The sequence below is a fragment of the Hyalangium sp. genome, assembly GCF_045802625.1.
Lineage (GTDB): Bacteria > Myxococcota > Myxococcia > Myxococcales > Myxococcaceae > Hyalangium.
This window is the reverse complement of record NZ_JBJMQP010000156.1, coordinates 17,736-35,156: the sequence shown is the minus strand read 5'-3', so window position 1 is coordinate 35,156 and position 17,421 is coordinate 17,736. Positions and strand designations below refer to the sequence as shown.

Genomic DNA, 17,421 nt, shown 5'->3' with positions numbered 1-17,421 from the left:
TCGTGCGAGGAGGATGAAAAAGGGCACCTCGGAACAGGGGCGTTTGACCCGCCTCAATCGGACAGTTCAGTTGATCGAGGATCTCCTACTGGGGAAGGAGCACGACCGCAGGACTGTGGGGGCCAGGCTTGGGCTCAAACTCGCTGCGGCAGATCGGCAATTGGCTGCCGTGGCGGGCCTTCGGGGAGTTGTCAGCGAAAGAAAGGGGCGCAACCGCGTCTACCGTTTCGATCGTACGGCCTTGCTCGAAGGCCCTAAGCTTCCAACGGCCATTGCGGCGTGCTTCGGAGCCAGTTTGGCCCCCTTGTTCGCCGGGACTACCTACGAAACTGCCTTTCGTGAAGCGCGCGACCTCATCATCCGGCAGTTCCGCCGCGGCGGCATCTTCCGCCACATCGAGCGGAAGTTCGTCTTCCTCTCCCAGGGAGGTGAGGTGTCCTTGCCGGACGAGAGCGGGCAACTGGATGACCTCATTGACGCGGTACTGCACGAAAGGCGAGTGACGTTCGACTACCAGGACTTCGACAACGTGGTGAGCAGTCGCACCGTGAAGCCGTTGTCGCTCACCGTGTACAACCACCAATTGTACCTCATTGGCCGTCTGGAAGACGGGGCGCAGCGCGCCTTCCGGTTCTCCCGCATCAAGAACGCGGAAGTCACTGAAAGCACCTTCGAATACCCAAGCCGCGCCGAGTATGACCCCGAGCAGGTCTTCGCCAGCAGCTTCGGCGTCTTCATGAGCGACAGCGAATCGGTGCAAAGGGTGGAGGTAAGCCTTGCTCCGCGCTGGGCCACGTACGTGCGCACGCACAGGTGGCACCGCTCGCAGAATGCCACCTTCACGGATAAAGAAGTGCGCGTTACACTTGACGTGCACGTTTGCCCCGAAGTGGAGGCGTGGGTGCTGGGCTTCGGAGACGAGGCCGAGGTCATCGCGCCGCTTGAACTTCGGGCAAAGGTCGCAAAGAAGGCCCGCGCTATGGCCCAGCGCTACGAGGGTGTAACTGTCGAGTCCTCGCCCCGCCCCGCTTCGGAGCGCAGCGCAGCCCGCAGTACCTCGCCGAGGGCCGACAGGAAGTCCTGACTACGAGGAATGGGGGCCAAACTCCCCCAGCAAACCGCTGACGTGTAGCGACGCTCTCTGCTTCAGGTGCCCCGTGGCCTCGGTTCACTCCAGGGGGCTGCGTCAGTTGGACTTCTTGAGCGTCTGTAGCGCTGTGGCCGCCTCGTCCTGGCCGCAGTTCTTCTGTGTGCCGGACGCCTGTTTCTCCTTGGGCTGCTCGGCCAGCTTCGTGAGCGCGGGCACCGCGTCCGTGCTGCCCAGCGCCCCGAGCCGCCGCGCGGCCTTGGCTCTCACGCCGCAGTCCTCCGACTCCAGGCCCTTGGCGTACAGCCCCACCAGGTCCAGCCCCTCTGTGTCCTGCGAGGCCTCCAGGTAGCGCAGCGCACCCCACTGCTTCGGTGAGGCGTCGCCCTCAGCCAGCGACTCGAAGCGGCTGTGCAGCCGGTCCTTTGGCAACGAGGCCAGGAGCTTGCGCAGACCCTTGTCGCTCTCGTCCGCGCCGAAGTCCTCCGCGAGTGCGTCGAGCACCTCCGCGTCCACGCTCTTCCTTCGAGCCGCTTCCAGCGCCATGAGCACTTCGTGCTCGTCGTCATGCCGCTTCAAGGCGTGCAGCGCCAGCGCGCGGACCTCTCGGAGCGCCGGATCCTTTCGATCCTCCGGGGGGACTGCATCGAGCCGCTTGAGCGCCTCCGCCGGCTTGCCGTCATCCAGCAGCCGTCGGGCCTGCACCGCCGCGCTTCGGTTCCATTGCCACAGCCCCACTCCCGCGAGCAGCAGCAGGACTCCGGCCAGTCCCAGCCCCACGAGCTTGCCCGTGCGGGAAATGCCGAGCCCCGCGAGCTTCTGGCGCAGTGCCGCCAACGAGAGCTTTCCCGGAATCACCGAGCGCCTCTGCGTCGGGGCGTTGCCCATGTCCCGGCCGCCGAATGGCGGACCCTCGGTGGCGAGGTGCTTGCTGCGGTAGAGCTGGAGCGACTCTCCGCGGCCGGGCAGGGGAATGGTGCCGCAGGGCTCGGCCGCCACCTCGGCTCGGTTGCGCGCCAGGTTCACGGACTCGGTGAAGGTCACCTCGTCCGCCAGCGCCACCTGCTCCGTGGCTTTCACCACCTCCATCGGCTCGCCGAGCACCGTGTCTTTCGAGAGCAGCACCTCTCCCGTGTGGAGGCAGATGCGGACGTGGAGCTGGGACTCGGGCGGCTGCTCCTGGTTGTGCCGCCACAGCCGATCCTGCATCCCCATGCCGCAGAGCACCGCTCCCGTCGGCGAGCCGAACACCGCCAGCAGCGAGTCCCCCAGCTTCCGCACGAGCTTTCCGTCGTACTCGCGCAGCAGGGGCACCAGGAGCCGCTCGTACGTCTCCAGCATCCGTTGGTGCTCCTCGTGGGTCTGCCGGCTGGTCAGCTCGGCGAAGCCCTGGATGCTGGTGAGCAGGAGCGTGAGGTTCTGCGGCTTGCTGGCGAGCCCCCCGCCGGATGCGCCCGGAGGAAGGGAGATCGCTGGAGGCGCCACCCCGAACAGCGCCGTGCCGCTGCTGGCCGGAGGCGGCAGCGACGTGGCTGGAGAAGATGTCGCTCCGAAGGCGGCTGTGCCGCTGCCCGTCGGGGGTGGCAGGGACGTGGCTGGAGGCGCCGCTCCGAAGGCAGCCGTGCCGACGCTGGCCGGTGGCTGAGGGGACACCTCCGGAGGGGCCGCGCTGCTGCTCGCCGCTGATTCCCAGGGCATCGTCGCGGGGCTGCTCTCCAGGGCCGGATTCTCGGCAGCGGGCGCGGGAGGATCCGCGCCGAAGACTGCCGTGCCGCTGCTGACGGGGGGACCTCCGCTGGGCGTCAGGACTCCCGGGGGCAGGGTGGTCGCCGGCAGTGGACCCGCGCCTGCCGCGGCCAGCGCATCCGCCAGCACGTGCGCGTTCTGGAAGCGATTGGCGGGATCCTTCTCCAGCAGCCGCATCACCAGCGCCACCAGGGTGGGGTGCATGGCCAGCCCGGGAGCGGCTCGATCCAGCGGCAGCGGCGCCGCGTTGGCGTGCTGCGCGATGTACTTGCGCGGATCCGGGCCCTCGAACGGCAGCCGCCCAGAGAGCACCCGGTAGGCCACCACCCCGAGGCAGTACAAGTCGCTGCGCGCATCCACCCGAGCCCCGATCGCCTGCTCGGGAGACAGGTACTCGGGAGTGCCCAGCACCACGCCCACCTGGCTCACGTTGCTGTCGGCCTCGGGCTCCACGAGCCGCGCGATGCCGAAGTCCAACAGCCGTGCCTGTTCGCCTCGCGCCGTGCGCGTGAGGAAGACGTTCTCCGGCTTGATGTCCCGGTGGATGATCCCCTTGTCGTGGATGGCCGCCAGCCCCTCAGCCAGCTGGTGCAGCACCGTGAGTGCTCGTGTGAGCGGCAAGGGGCCGTTGCGGAGGAGCTCGAAGAGGCTCTCGCCCTCCACCAGCTCCATCACCAGGCAGGCCGCGTCTCCGGACTCGCCGAAGTCGATGATGCGCACCACCGCCGGGTGCTCCACCGCGGACAGCAGGCGGGCCTCGCGCTTGAAGCGCTCCGTCATCCCCGGCTGCAGATGCAGATCATGGTGGAGCACCTTGATGGCCACCTTGCGGCCCAGGGACACCTGCTCGCCCAGGTACACCTCGCCCATCCCGCCCGAGCCGAGCGGGCGGATCACCCGGAAACGACCATCGAGGACGAGGGAGTCGGGGGCCAGCACCTCGGCCATATTGGCCGAGAATGGCGCGCCGCGCATGGCCCATCTCCATGAAGGATTTCGAGGCGTTCCGCCGGAGGACACGCTGCTCCACTGCCTGCCCCTCGGCCGGGGGATCGGTAAAAATTTCGAGGGCTTAGCCACCGTGGTACCCTCTGTCCCTCTCCCCGATGGCCACCGAAAGCGACTCCCCGAAGCCCGCGCCCGAGTCGGGCGCTGCCTCCCCCGAGCTCCGGCTGCTGGACCGGCGCGCCTTCGTGGGTTTTCCGCCGTTGCCGCTCGCGCCCGGGCTGAGCATCGCCGACTTCGCGCTGCAGATCCCCGACGTCACCTTCCCCTTCAACGTCAGCGCAGGCCCTTCACGCTACCAGCGCAAGAAGCTCATGTTCGGCTTCCTGGAGCTGACGCTCGACGCGGACATGGTGACGCGCAAGGTGGCGGAGCTGACGGGCCGGCTGGCGGGCCTCGAGGAGCTGAAGCTTCACTTCCGCCTGAGCTACCTGGAGGGCCAGGCCCGGTTGCAGGGACCGGAGCGCACGCCCGTCACCTTCAAGATCGCCTTCGATGGCGATGGCGAGAGGCTGGCGCTCTACGTCTACGACGTGCGCCTGTATGGCTTCTCTCCCACGGCCTCGGTGCAGGTGCCCGGCATCCTCGCCTCGGCGGTGGGAGCGCTGGGGCTGCTGCCCGAGATTGAAGTGCAGGGCGCCACGGGCTTCACCACCCGCGTGCTGCCCGAGCTGTGCCGGCTGGCGGCGGTGACTCGCGGCTTCAAGATGCCGGAGCTGGATCAGGCGCGCCTGTCCGCCGCGGAGGTGTCCAGCAAGGGCCTGCGCCTGCGGTTCTCCTCGGGAGGGTTGCCGCCTCCCTCCGCGCCGGATGATGAGCTGTTGATGACGCTCGAGGGTGCGCGGGCCTTCGCCGAGCCCGAGGCGCTCATTGCCCAGGGCAAGCTGGCCGAGGCTCGCGAGGCGTACCTCCAGGCCGGAGACGCGCAGGAGGCGCACCCGTTCGCCGCCGAGCGGCTGCTGTCGCTGCTCGTCGCGGATCCCCAGGCGCACGATCTGGCGCTGGACGTCGCGGCCACCTTGCTGCGCCGGCGCGAGAAGAGCCCCGCCGCCCTCTGGGGCGAGGCCGTGGTGCGCGAGCGCCGAGGCGAGGAGGCCCGGGCCGCGGAGCGCTACCTGGCGCTGAGTGCGCTCTCTCGCCGCACCTCCGAGGAGGCCGCTGCGTTCTTCGCCGCCGAGGCCGCCGCTCGCTGCTCGCGCGATACCGCGCCCGCCGTGGCGGTCAAGGCGCTTCATGAGCTGCTCGGGCTGAGGCCGGACCACCTGCCTTCGCTCAAGGCCTTGGCTCGCGCGTCGGATCAGGCTCGGGATCGGGCTGGTGCGGTGCGGGCCTATCGCCGGCTCGCCGCGCTGACGAGGGATCCGGCCGAGGCCGCCGATGCCCACGTCCACCTCGCGCGCCTGTGCGCCCAGACCGAGGACGACATCGCTGGCGCCCGGCTGCACTGCGAGGCCGCGCTGAGGCTCTCGCCGGATCAGCCGGAGGCGCTGCTGCTGCTCGGCGAGCTGTGCCACCGTGATGGGGAGCACCTGCGCGCGCTCAAGGCGCTGGATCGGCTGCGTGAGGTAGCCCTGGCCCGGCATGAGCTCGATCGCGTGGGGCAGGCCAACCTGCTCGCGGGCCGGGTGTGGGAAGAGGGCCTCAAGCAGCTCGACAACGCGCTGCTGCGCTACCGCGAGGCCGTGACGCTGCTGCCCGGCGAGCCCGAGCCCCTCTTCTTCGCCGCCCGCGTGGCCGAGGGCCTGGGCAAGGTGCAGGAGGCGCTCGCGGATTATCAGCAGGCGCTGGAGCTGGCTGGCCCCGCGCCTCGCTCGGAGGCCGTGCGCAAGGCCGCTCATGCCAGCCACCACGCCATGGCTCGGCTGGCTCGCACGAAGCTGGGAGATCCGGCGCGTGCTCGCGAGCACCTGGAGGCCGCGCTCGCGCTGGAGCCGAGGGACCTGATCGCCCTCGAGGAGCTGATCCCGTACTTCCGTGCCACCGGCCGGGCGCAGGAGCTGGCCGAGGCGCTGGAGAAGGCCGCCGCTGTCTACGAGGAGCCTCGCAAGCGCGCCAACCTGTGGGCCGAGGCGGGGGAGCTGTATCGCGGCCGGCTCCAGCAGCCCGAGAAGGCCGAGCGGCTCCTTATCTCCGCCATCGAGGCGGATCCGGACAACAAGGCCGCGCTGGAGGCCATGCTCGCGCTGGCCGAGGCTCGGCGCGATGGGGGCTTGCTCACCCGCTGCCTCTCGTCGCTCGCGCGCCTGACGCCCGAGCCCAAGGAGCGCGCCCAGAAGTATCGCCGCCTCGCCGTGGCCGCGAGGGATCTCACCTTCGATCTGGATCTGGCCGTCCAGGCGCTGCAGGAGGTGCTCAAGGCCGAGCCCGGGGATCTGCCCTCCCTGGGAGAGCTGTGCACGCTGCAGCGCAAGCGCTCGGACATGGCGGGGCTGGCTTCCGCGCTGGAGGAGCGCGCGCGGGTGGCCGAGGCCCAGGGCGACAAGCGGCTCGCGTCCGCTGCGCTGCGCGAGCTGGCTGGAGTGCTGGAGGCGAAGCTCGGCCGCGTCGGCGAGGCGCTCGTGGCGCTGGAGAAGGCCGCGCGGCTGGCGCCGGATCCCGCCGTGCTGCTGGAGCTGGCCGATCTCTCTCTGCGCTGCGAGCGGCCGGAGCATGCCCGGAGCGCGCTGGAGTCGCTGCTGTCGTCCCTGCCGCGCACCGCCGCTCCGGAGCGGCTCGCTGATATTCGCGCCCGCCTGGGCCGCGCGTGCGAGCTGCTTGGAGATCGTGAGGGCGCCGTCGACGCCTACGCGCAGGCCTTCCCGCTGCGCCGGTTGGATGATGCGCTGGCCGCCCGGCTGGAGGCGCTCTACTCCGAGATGGGCGAGACGCGCGAGCTGGCCGAGCTGTGGGGCGCTCGCGCTCAGGCGCTCGTGGGCGCCGATCGCACCATGGAGGCCGCGCCGCTCTTCCTCAAGAGTGCTCGCCTCCTGCTGGACCGTGGCGAGAAGCCCGCTGCCTTGCTGCGCCTGTCCGCCGCGCTCGAGGCCGATCCTCAGGGGCCGATGGCCGCCGAGGTGCTGGATCTGCTCGCCGAGCTGGAGCTGGAGCGCGGGGAGAAGCTGGAGGCCGCGAAGCTGTACGCGCGCAAGGCCGCCCTCATCTCCGATGTTCGCGCTGGCGCCAGGCTGCTCTATCGCGCGTCGTTGCTGGCCGCTGGCAGCACCCGGGAGGAGACCTTCCTCGCCGAGTCCTTGGAGCGGGATGCTACCTTTGCTCCCGCGCGCATGCGCCGGGGCGAGCTGCGCATGCCCTCGGATCCTCGCGGCGCGCTCGAGGATCTCGAGGCGGTGTTGGCTCTGCCGCCCACCGATCCGGATGCTCCCCGCGAGCAGGAGCTGCTCGCGCTCACCCGGAAGGCCGCCACCGCCGCGGTGCGCGCGGGACGCACGGACTCCGCACGGCGCCTGCTGGCCCAGTACAGCGCCCAGGCCCCGGCCGACATCGACGCCCAGCTCGAGCTGGCCAGCCTGCATCGCAAGGCGGGCTCTCGCGAGGCGCTGGCGGATCTGCTGACCGGGCTGTGGCCTCGCCTCACGGGGGAGGCTCAGCGCAACGCTCGCCGCGAGCTGGCGGAGCTGGCCCTCACCCTGGGGCGCCCCCATGAGGCCGCTGTCGCCCTGCGCGCGCTCCTCGCTGAAGAGCCGAGAGACTTGTGGGCGGCGCAGGCCCTCCTGTCGTTGTTGCCGACGCCGGGCACGGGCACCGAGGAGCAGGAGGCCGAGCGGCTCACCCTGCTGAGCACTCAGATCTCCGCCGCCGAGGGAGAGGCTCGCGCCGAGCTGCTGGCCCGCCGCGCCGCGCTCCACCGTGCCGCGGGCCGTGCTGTCGCCGCTCGGGACGACTATGCCGAGGCCGCTCGGCTCTCCCCCCGGCCCGCGTCGCTGCTGCTCTCGCTGGCAGAGCTGGCTCGGGAGGCCGGGGACGAGGGGGCCGAGCTGTCCGCGTGGCGCCGCGCCGTGGCCGCGGACTCCAGCCTGGGAGAGCGCGCTCGGGAGCGCCTGCTCGTCATCGCTGGCTCCCTGATGGAGAAGGATTCGCGCGCCGAGGCGCGTGAGGCTCTGCGCGCTGCTGTCGCGTTGGAGCTCCCCGCTTTGGAGCGTTGCGAGGCCTTCTTCTCCCTGGCGATGCTGGCTCGCAGGGATGGGCAGCCGCAGGCCGAGGCCGAGGCGCTCGCGGAGGCCGCGCGTCAGGGGCCCCTGCCTCGCCGGGTGGAGGCCCTGTTGTCCCGAGCCGCCCTGCTGGAGCAGCAGGGGCAGCGAGAGGAGGCGGCGCGGAGCCTGGAAGAGGCGCTCTCGCTCTCGCCTCGGCATCCGGGCGCGACGGTTGCGCTCCAGCGCGTGTTCCGGGCCCTGGAGGATTGGGCGCGCCTGGCCGCGCTCCTCGCCGCCGAGGCTCCTCACGCGCCTCCCACTGGCGCCGCGGCGCTGTATTCGGAGCTGGCGGGTCTGTACCTCGATCGGCTGTACCAGCCGGTCCCCGCCGAGGCCGCGCTGCGAGAGGCCCTCCGCCTCGCGCCGGATGACGTCAAGGTGCGCCGCCGGCTCGTCACGCTCGTCGTGGCGCAGGGGCAGTTCCTGGAGGCCGCCTCGCTGCTCGAGGCCGCGGCCGAGAACGCCGAGCCCGAGGAGGCTGCCGCCTTCTTGCGAGAGGGCGCGGCCCATGCTCGCGCCGCCTCCGAGCCCGAGCGGGCGCTGCGGCTCGTCCGTCGCGCGCATGCGCTCGTGTCCGCGGACGGCAAGGATCTGGAGGTCCTCACCGAGCTGCTCTTCCTGCACGGCGACGTGAAGGAGGCCCTGCCGCTCCAGGAGCGGCTCGCCACCGACGTGGACTTCGCCAAGGCTCGCGAGCACGCGGAGGCCACGCTGCGACGGCTCGGTGAGCTGGCCGAGAAGGCCGGAGACACCCGGCGCGCGATCACCGCGTGGCGCCGGCTGGCCGCGCAGAATCCTCAGGACGAGCTGGCCTCCCAGCGGCTCGCCGCCCTGCTCGAGAAGCAGGATCCTCGCGGCGCCTTCGAGGTGCTCGTCACGCACGCCAGGTCGCTGCCTGCCTCGGAGGTGGCGGTCGATCGGCTGGTGGAGCTGTCGGAGCGCGCCCGCGCCTCGCTGGCGGATGTGGACGTGGCCGCCTCGTTGCTGGCTCGCGCGGCGGAGATGGCCTCGCAGCCGCTGCCGCTGCGCCAGAAGCTCGCCGCGCTCTATCGGGAGCACGGCAGGACCCTGGAGCTGCTCGCGGAGCTGCGCCGGGTGGCCACGCTCAGTGTTCAGCTGCAGGACTTGGACTCGGCGGTCGCCGCTTATGGCGAGGAGGCTCGGCTCGCGGAGGACTCGGGCCGGATGGACACGGCCCTCGAGGCCCTGGCCGCGCTGCGAGACTTGCTGCAATCCGAGGGCAAGCCTTCGGCCGCCGCCGCTCACGAGCGCCGCCGCGCGGAGCTGCTGCGGGACGTGAAGCTGGACCTCCCCGCGGCCGAGGACTCCCTGGAGCGCTCGTTCCGGCTCAAGGCGGACCTCGAGACGGTGCAGATGGGCGAGGCGCTCGCCGCGCGCCGTGAGGATGCGGCCTCGCAAGCTCGCTGGATGGAGCGCATGCTGCCGCTGCAGGCTGGGGCTCGCGAGCAGGGCGCGGTGCTGCTGCGGCTGGCTCGGCTGCACCTTGGTGCGTTGGCAGACCCCGCCAAGGCCGAGGGCTTCCTCCGGGAGGCGCTGCGCCGCGACCGCACCCTGGCCGAAGCGGAGAAGCTCCTGGCCGAGTTGCTGGAGCGCGATGAGCGCGTGGCCGAGCTGGCGGCCTGGTACGAGGACTCCGCCGCCGAGGAGCCGGAGCCTGCTCGGCGCTCGCTCCTGTTGCGTCGCGCGGCCACGCTCTACAAGGAGCGCGCTGGCCGTCCGGAGGCCGCGGCGGCCGCGCTGCTCGCCGCCCGCTCCGCCGCGCCGGATGACCTGGACCTCACCGCGGAGGCGGCGGACCTGCTCCACGAGGTGGGCCGTGAAGAGGATGCGGCCGAGTTCGACGCCATCCTCCTGGAAGGCGATCCGTTCCGCGAGCCTGTCTTCACACGCCACCGCGACTTCCTGCTCCAGACCGAGGACTCCCAGTCCTTCGCGGCGCTGATGCTGCGCCGGGCCCAGCGCCAGCAGCCGAGCGAGGCCGCCGAGAGCTATCTGAGCGCCGCCCAGGCCTTCCGGAAGGCGGGGGCTCGGGAGCGCGCGCTGGTGTGCGAGGACCAGGCCTTCGAGCTGGATCCCTCCAACGCCCAGGCCTTCGGGCTGTTGCGCGAGCGGATGGCGGGAGACGTGCGTCGGCTGGCGGATCTGCTGGCCCAGCGCGCCGCGGCCCTGCCGACGGACGAGGCGCTGCCGCTGCTTCGCGAGCGCGCCCAGCGCCTGCTGGAGGCGGGTGAGGCGCTGCTGGCGGCCGAGGCCTTCGATGTGTACCTCGCCAAGGCGGGCGAGGACGTGGAAGCCCTGGCCGCTCGGGCCGAGCTGGCCGCGCAGGGAGGCGGCCCGGTCGCCGCGCAGGCGTATGATCGGCGTCTGATGGCGGTGGGCGCGGGGCTGCCCGTGCCTGTCCGCGTGCGCACGTGGCTGCGCCTGGGGCATGCCTCGCTGGCCTCGGGCGCGTACCGGGATGCCGCGGATGCTTTCGAGGCGGTGGTCTCGCTGGATCCCGAGGGCGAGCGCGGCAAGGAAGCGCTGTCGCTGCTCACCGAGGCGTACTCGCGCACGGGCAATACCAAGGGGCTCTATCGCGCGTCGCTCCAGCTCGCTCGCAAGGAGGATGGCGCCACGGCGGAGGTGCTCTATCGCCGCGCCGCGGACCTCTTCGATGATCCACAGCAGTCCATCGACGCGCTGCTGCCGCTGACGCGCCTGCGTCCGGCGGATGCCACCCTGATCGACCGGGCGGTGGAAGGGCTGCGCGGTCTGGGCCGCCACGCGGAGTTGCTAGAAGTCTATGAGGCCGGAGCCACCGCTGCGGGAGGCCGCCGCGCCGCAGAGCTGCTCCTGGCCGCCGCGAACGTGGCCGATGCGGAGCTGGCGGAGCCGGAGCGCGCGTGGGCGCTGAGGCAGCGGGCCGCGGAGGCGGATCCCTCGAACGAGGCGGCGCTGCGCAAGCTGGTGGAGGGCCTGCGCCAGCGGGGCGACTCCGGGCGTCTGCTGGAGGCGCTGCTGCGGCTCGTGGAGCGGACCGAGGACGCGGACGAGGCCTCGCTGCTGCGGCTGGAGGTGGCTTCGCTGGCCCGCGCCGCGGGTCAGGCCGCGCTCGCTCGTGAGGCGCTGGAAGCGGTGGTGGCGCGCGGGGCCTCGGGCTCGGGTTACGGTGACGCGCTGGAGGCCCTGGAGCCGCTGCTGGCGGAGGAGCCCGCCCGCCGCGCCGAGGTTCGAGTGGCCCGCGCGGAGCTCGCCGAGGCCCACGCCCGCACGGAGTTGCTTGTCTCCGCGGCTCGGGATTTCGAGAGCGCGGGCCGCATCCCGGATGCGCTGAAAGCCGTGAAGGCCGCGGCCTCCGCCGAGCCTGAAGTGTCCACGCTGCGCTTCATGGCACAGCTGTACCGCACCTCGGGGGATGCTCCGCGTGCGGCCAAGGCGCTGCTGCTGGCGGTGCGCACGGCCACGGCCCAGGAGAAGCCCGCGCTGCTGCTGGAGGCTGCTGACCTGTGGGAGCAGGCCGGGGAGAAGTCCGAGGCCCTGGAGGTCATCGAGCGCATCGCGTCCGAGACGGCTGCGGCGCTGACTCCCGCTGAGCTGGCCGAGCGCTTCCTGCGGCTCGGGGCCTCCGCTCGCGCCGTGGATGTGGGCTTCGGCCCGGCGATGGCGGCGGGCAAGCCGACCGACGCGCTGGCTCTCGCCGAGAAGGCGGGCGATGCGGCGCGCGTGCGAGAGGCGCTCTGGGCGCTCGCGGCGACGCCGGACGCGGAGGCCGCGCACGTGGACGGGCTGGTGGAGAGCCTGCGCGCGGAAGAGGAGCTCGCGGGGCTGCTGCGGTTGGCGGACCTGCTGGCCGGGCGCGACTCGACGCTCTCCGTCACGCTGCGGAGCGAGGTGCTCGACGCGGCCGGGGCTCCGGTGGAGTTGCGCCTGCGCGCCTTCGAGGCGCTGGCCTCGGGGCCGGGCTTCGACACCCAGCTCACGGGACTGATCGCCGGTATCGGAACGCTGCCGGCAGAGCTGGCCGAGGCGGTGCTCGTCCACGTTCGGGCGCTGCCTGTCGAGAAGCGCATCGAGGCGCTCGGCGCGGTGGCGGAGGGCTGGCCCGAGCGGCGCGCGGCCTTCCTGCGCGAGCGGTTCGAGCTGGAGCGCGCCGAGAGCCGTGGCGAGGAGGCGGAGCACACCCTGGCCCGGCTCATCGAGAGCGAGCGCCAGGCTCCAGCGCGAGTGGCCCTGCGGCTGGAGCACGGCGAGCTGCTGCTCTCGCTCTCCCAGCGGGCGCGGGCGCGTGATGCCTTCGAGCGCGCGCTGGCGGAGGACGCCCGGTGCTTGCCCGCGGTGAAGCACCTGCTGGCGCTGTACGACGAGAAGCTCGACGGCGAGTCCTTCATCGCGATGGCCGGACGCCTGGAGTCTCTGGCGGGCGCCGAGGTGCTGGAGCCCTACCGCGAGCGCCTGGCGGATGCCTACGAGAGCCTCCAGCGTCTGGCAGAGGCCGCGGCCCAGCTCGCGGCGCTGTCCGAGACGCCGGAGCGGCTGACGAGGCGCATCCGGCTGGCCGAGGATCGGGGCTTCAGGGGCGAGGCGCTGCAGTTGCGCGAGCGGCTGACGGACGAGCCCCGGGAGCTGGAGTTCATCCTCGCCAGCTACCTGGACGCGCAGCTCATTCCCTTCGCGGTGACGCTGGCCGAGCGGCTCATGGCGCGCGAGGCCCTCTCGGCCAAGGGCACGCGCCTGGTGGCCGAGCGGCTCTCTCCTTCGATCGAGGGCTGCACGCTGGCCGCGCGCCTGTGGCCCGTGCTGCTGAAGGAGCAACCGTTCGACGTGGACGGGTGGACGCTGTACGCCGAGGCGCTGCGGCAGTTGGGCCGGAACGAGGCCGCCGAGCGGGTGGATGGCATCGCCGCGGCGCTGTCCGCCAGCGAGCTGCTTGCCCCCGCCGCGCAGGTCATGCCCCTGCCGCGTCCGAGCGGCTTCAGCCACCCCGCGCCTCCGGGCGCCGTGGCGGTAACGGAGGAGAGCCTGCCTCGGGTGCTCGCCGGGCTCCGGCCCACGCTCAAGAAGCTGGGTGCTGGGAACACGCGGGTGCTGCTGGATCCCGTCGGCGGAGTAGAGGCCTACCTCACCGGCCCGGACGAGCTGGTGCTGGGAGCGGGCGCGCTGGCCTGCTTTGGCCCGGTGGAGCTGGGCTACCTCTGCGCCCTGGCGCTGAGCCTCGGTGAGAAGGGGGCGGCCCTGGCGCGGCCCGGCCCGGTGGAGGGTTTGGTGCAGGCGGCGGTGGAGGCCTTCCGTGCGGTGCCAGCCTCGCTGGCGGCGGGGCGGGTGCTGGCACAGCTCGACCCGGACGTGCGAGGCGGGGACCCGGCCGGCGTGGACACGGGCGCGGTGTTGGGGGCCAGCCCGGTCTTCCGTGCAGTCGCGCTCACGGTGCTCGAGCTCGTGTAGGCTGCTCGGCGCCATGCGTCTCCAAAAACTCGTCCTTCTCTCCGTCCCCATCCTCGTGGTGGCGGCCGTCTCCTGCCTCTCCAACTCGAATGTCCCCGGCGATCAAGTCCTGGGGACCTTCCGCTTCGACGCCACCATCGACTGGGCGCGCACCAACTGCAGCGCCTCGGACGGAGGCATCGTCACGATTGGCGACGCGGGCACGCTCCGTTTCGAGGGCACCTACTCGCGTCAGCAGGCCGGGGACGCGGGCTGGCTCACGACCCAGGGCTTCTCGCGCAACGCGCAGTACGAAGGGCAGCGAGCGGTCTCCGTGCAGCACGTGGTGACGACCCTGGCTGGCTGCGGCGCCTCCTGCGAGGGCGCGGCCATTGACGAGACCCTGGACACCCTCCTGCTGAGCAGTAGCCAGGACGAGCTGATTGGCCGCAAGTGCTCGGGGCTGCTGAGCGACGGCGGCATCCCGGAGGGGGACGGAGGCGTCCAGCCCCCGGGCCCCACGCCGAACGGCTACGACGTGCAGCGCGCATGTGGAACGCTGACCGATGAGTTCATTCCGGGCACGAAGAACTGCACGTGCACCAAGGGGTGCACGGCCGTGTACACGGTGGAAGGGACGCGGGTGAACTGATGAAGAAGGCCGTGGTGCTGCTCTCGGGAGGGTTGGACTCCACCACCTGCCTGGCCATGGCGAAGGCCGCGGGCTTCGAGCCGGTGTGCCTGGCCGTCGCCTACGGCCAGCGCCACGCGGTGGAGCTGGAGCGGGCGCGCAAGGTGGCGGAGAAGATGGGCGTGAAGGACTTTCGCATCGTGCCGATTGATCTGCGCAGCGTGGGAGGCTCGGCGCTGACGGCGGACATCGCCGTGCCGAAGGACCGGCCCGAGACGGAGATGTCTCACGGCATCCCCGTGACGTACGTGCCGGCGCGCAACACGCTCTTCCTGGCGCTGGCGCTGGGGCTGGCCGAGGTGGTGGGGGCGCAGGACCTCTACATCGGCGTGAACGCGGTGGACTACAGCGGCTATCCGGATTGCCGGCCGGAGTTCATCCGCGCGTTCGAGTCGCTGGCGAACCTGGCGACCAAGGCGGGAGTGGAGGGCGCGCGCTTCAAGATCCACGCGCCGCTGTCGGGGATGACGAAGGCGGAGATCATCCGCGAGGGGACTCGGCTGGGCGTGGACTATGGGATGACGCACTCGTGCTACGACCCGGACGCGCAGGGCCGCGCGTGCGGGCGGTGCGACAGCTGCCTGCTGCGGAAGAAGGGGTTCCAGGAGGCGGGGGTCCCGGACCCGACCCTGTACACGGAGGGGACGTGAGATGCTGCTCGTGGCGAAGCTGGCGTTGACGGTGTGGCTCTCGGCGGGAGCGGGCGAGTCCCCGGTGGTGGACGCCACGGAGATCATCCCGGATCTCGTGGTGGACATGCGCTACGCGACGGATGACAACTTCCTCAAGCGCAAGGTGTACCCGGAGGGCGCGCGGTGCCTGCTGCTGCCGGACACGGCGAAGCGGCTGAAGCAGGCGGCGGACACGCTGCGGCCCCAGGGCTACCGGCTGAAGGTGTACGACTGCTACCGGCCGCGAGCGGTGCAGTACGAGATGTGGAAGATCATGCCGCAGCCGGGGTACGTGGCGGACCCGAAGTTTGGCTCCAACCACAACCGGGGCGCGGCGGTGGACCTGACGCTGGTGACGCGGGACGGGGCTCCGGTGGAGATGCCGACCCCGTTCGATGACTTCACCCCCGCGGCGCACCACGGGTACACGGGCGGCACGGAGGCCTCGCGCCAGCACCGGGAGCTCCTCCGCGAGGCCATGGAGGGAGCAGGCTTCAAGCGCAACAAGATGGAGTGGTGGCACTACGACTTGCCGGGAGCGAAGAAGCTCCCGGTGCTGGACGTGCCGTTCACGAAGCCGAAGGAGTGAGGGACTTCTTTGGCAGACTCCCGCTCCTCGTTCCTCTTCATGGCCAGTTTGAGCCTGCTGGGGCTCGTGCTGTCGTGGGGGTGCCGTGGATGCGGGGACCGCGCGGAGGCTCCCTCGGAAGGAGAAGGGGAGACAAGCGCGCGCGAAGCGGGGAGCAGTGCTCGGCTTGGGGACGGTGGAGCAGATGCAGGGTCTTCGCTCCCAGAGGGCTTCGAACTCGGCCCTGCGGACCAAAGTCTCCTCGAGTTTGCCGGGGAGATGGATGTGAGGAACCGCTATGCAGCCACTGTCATGATTGCGTCCAAGGATGCGATGGAAACGCCACGGTGCAGTGGCGTCCTGGTAGCGCCTCGTCTGGTTCTTACGGCGGGCAGTTGTGTGTGCTCCCCGAGGAAGGGCACCGCGGCAGGAGCCTCCGCCAACGCGTTTATCGACGCTTCCTCGTGCATGCCGCAGGTGTTCGTGACAACGGCCCTCACGGTGGCGGTGCTGGACATGAAACTCAAGGAGGACTCGGCGGAGACGGAGTTCCGCACCTATCGCGGAGTCGTCCATCCTCACCCTGGGCTTCAGGTCACTCTCGATGAGCGAGAGGCTGTCGTGTCTGCGTATGCAGACCTCGCGGTCATTCTTCTGGACGGGCCTGTCGATGATGACATCTCCATGCCACGGCTGGCACGCAGCGAAGCCCAGGTAGGCGAGTCCCTGGTCATGGTGGGCTATGCCTCGGAGGACAAGCGGGGCTTCGGCGGAGTCTATGGGGTTCGTTATTTCCGGAAGAATCCCGTGACCAGGGCCGTGACGGACGGAAAGGGAGGCTATCGGCAACAGGGGCCCTACCTTTGGGATGGCTATGCAGGGGGGCCATGCTTCCGAGAAGAGGCCAAGGGACAGTGGCTCGTAGGGATCGCGAGCAGGTCCTCGGGCGGGGACTTGGTCTTCACGAGCACCGCTTTCTTCCGAGACTGGCTGGAGTCAGAGCTTCGGAATGCTTCGAAGAGAGCTGCACCTCCCAAGGGGGCTGCCGGGAAGGAGTGAAGAGATGATGCGCGTGGGTGGCGACGTGCGAAGACGGATCCTGGTCGTGCTCCTCCTGTGCTGTGGGAGCGGAGGTGCCACGGAAAAGTCCGATGTTGGGCCCCCGGCAGAAGGGGAAGGTGGGGGCGCGGGTAAAGCAGTTCGCGATGAGTTTGGGATCTCCGATGGGACAGTGGACGTCGAGAACCGCTATCGCTCGGTTGTCTCCATCAGGAATGGGAAGAGCAGTTGTAGTGGGGTACTCGTGGCGTCTCGCCTCGTGTTGACTGCAGCCCATTGTTTTTGTCAGCCGCGAAGTGGGGATGAACCGATCATCGACGGATCAAATTGTGCTCAAGAGGTAGCAGGAGTTGAGCATGGTCGGCTACGGCGCCACTGCACCTGATGGGAACGACACGGGCGTGCGTCGCTTCGGAGGAAACATCGTCACGGAGCTTCGCTTGTCCGACAACAGGAAGGGCCGGGAGATCCGATTCCGTTTCCCTGGCGCGCACACGCATTCGAGAGACAGCGGAGGCCCGTGTTTTCGTGAGGAAGGGAACACGCGGTGGCTTGTGGGGATCAATGGCGGTTTTGTAAGTCAGGGGGCTCCCGAGTCCTGGTTCACGAGCACCTCCAGCTACCGCGACTGGATTGAAGGGCAGATCGAAGAAACTCGGAAACTGGAGTCTCGGTGAATGGCGCGCAAGACGTTCAAGGCTAAGCTTGAGCACAGTGGCGTCCCCGGCACCTCCGACGAGCTCCAGGCCGCCCTGAAGAAGAACGCTGCCGCTCGCCGGGCCTTCGCGGAGATGTCCTACTCCTGCCAGCGCGAGTACGCCGACTATGTCCGTGAGGCCAAGAAGCCCGAGACCCGCCAGGCCCGCGCCGCCAAGTCCGTGGGCATGATCGCCGAGAAGCAGCGCCTCCGGGGGTAGCCTCCCCCAAACGAAGAAGGCCCCGGGCTCGTGAGAACCCGGGGCCTTCAAGAAGCCGCCAGC

At 70.7% G+C, this 17,421-nt stretch carries 9 protein-coding genes; 8 read left to right on the top strand and 1 reads right to left on the bottom strand.

Features of this window, described 5'->3' with window-relative positions; genetic code table 11:
• Positions 1-13: 13 nt before the first annotated feature.
• On the top strand, positions 14-1,084 hold the full coding sequence (locus tag ACJ8AT_RS28230) for a helix-turn-helix transcriptional regulator (RefSeq protein WP_407740990.1): 1,071 nt from the start codon (positions 14-16) through the stop codon (positions 1,082-1,084).
• A gap of 102 nt (positions 1,085-1,186) precedes the next feature.
• On the opposite strand, the gene ACJ8AT_RS28225 is transcribed toward ACJ8AT_RS28230, so the two are convergent.
• Entirely contained in the window at positions 1,187-3,808 is a 2,622-nt protein-coding gene (locus tag ACJ8AT_RS28225) for a protein kinase domain-containing protein (protein WP_407740989.1), read from the bottom strand.
• 131 nt (positions 3,809-3,939) lie between these two features.
• Here ACJ8AT_RS28225 and ACJ8AT_RS28220 point away from each other — a divergent pair, with 131 nt between their 5' ends.
• From ACJ8AT_RS28220 to ACJ8AT_RS28190, 7 genes are all read left to right on the top strand, one after another.
• The gene (locus ACJ8AT_RS28220) at positions 3,940-13,473 is read left to right on the top strand and encodes a flagellar hook-length control protein FliK (RefSeq protein ID WP_407740988.1); all 9,534 of its coding nucleotides are present in this window, start codon (positions 3,940-3,942) and stop codon (positions 13,471-13,473) included.
• Positions 13,474-13,486: 13 nt separating this feature from the next.
• A complete protein-coding gene (locus ACJ8AT_RS28215; RefSeq protein ID WP_407740987.1) occupies positions 13,487-14,104 on the top strand; it encodes a hypothetical protein in 618 nt (205 codons plus the stop codon).
• Positions 14,101-14,793, top strand: coding sequence for a 7-cyano-7-deazaguanine synthase QueC (queC, locus tag ACJ8AT_RS28210; protein WP_407741056.1), 693 nt, complete (start codon positions 14,101-14,103; stop codon positions 14,791-14,793). The genes ACJ8AT_RS28215 and queC overlap by 4 nt, the downstream gene beginning before the upstream one ends.
• 1 nt (position 14,794) lies before the next feature.
• Positions 14,795-15,403, top strand: a complete 609-nt coding sequence (gene ddpX, locus ACJ8AT_RS28205) for a D-alanyl-D-alanine dipeptidase (protein ID WP_407740986.1) — start codon at positions 14,795-14,797, stop codon at positions 15,401-15,403.
• 39 nt (positions 15,404-15,442) lie between these two features.
• Complete coding sequence (locus ACJ8AT_RS28200; protein WP_407741055.1) at positions 15,443-16,441, top strand: trypsin-like peptidase domain-containing protein; 999 nt, start codon at positions 15,443-15,445, stop codon at positions 16,439-16,441.
• Positions 16,392-16,826, top strand: coding sequence for a trypsin-like serine protease (locus ACJ8AT_RS28195; protein WP_407740985.1), 435 nt, complete (start codon positions 16,392-16,394; stop codon positions 16,824-16,826). The genes ACJ8AT_RS28200 and ACJ8AT_RS28195 overlap by 50 nt, the downstream gene beginning before the upstream one ends.
• 292 nt (positions 16,827-17,118) lie before the next feature.
• Complete coding sequence (locus tag ACJ8AT_RS28190) at positions 17,119-17,358, top strand: YdeI/OmpD-associated family protein (protein ID WP_407740984.1); 240 nt, start codon at positions 17,119-17,121, stop codon at positions 17,356-17,358.
• The last annotated feature ends 63 nt before the right edge of the window (positions 17,359-17,421 follow it).

Excerpts from the sequence above, each read along its gene's own strand:
- ACJ8AT_RS28190 (WP_407740984.1), top strand. The coding sequence starts at position 17,119 with ATGGCGCGCAAGACGTTCAAGGCTAAGCTTGAGCACAGTGGCGTCCCC.
- ACJ8AT_RS28215 (WP_407740987.1), top strand. The coding sequence starts at position 13,487 with ATGCGTCTCCAAAAACTCGTCCTTCTCTCCGTCCCCATCCTCGTGGTG.
- ddpX (WP_407740986.1), top strand. The coding sequence starts at position 14,795 with ATGCTGCTCGTGGCGAAGCTGGCGTTGACGGTGTGGCTCTCGGCGGGA.
- ACJ8AT_RS28225 (WP_407740989.1), bottom strand. The coding sequence starts at position 3,808 with ATGCGCGGCGCGCCATTCTCGGCCAATATGGCCGAGGTGCTGGCCCCC.
- ACJ8AT_RS28220 (WP_407740988.1), top strand. The coding sequence starts at position 3,940 with ATGGCCACCGAAAGCGACTCCCCGAAGCCCGCGCCCGAGTCGGGCGCT.
- ACJ8AT_RS28200 (WP_407741055.1), top strand. The coding sequence starts at position 15,443 with ATGGCCAGTTTGAGCCTGCTGGGGCTCGTGCTGTCGTGGGGGTGCCGT.
- ACJ8AT_RS28195 (WP_407740985.1), top strand. The coding sequence starts at position 16,392 with ATGCTTCGAAGAGAGCTGCACCTCCCAAGGGGGCTGCCGGGAAGGAGT.
- ACJ8AT_RS28230 (WP_407740990.1), top strand. The coding sequence starts at position 14 with ATGAAAAAGGGCACCTCGGAACAGGGGCGTTTGACCCGCCTCAATCGG.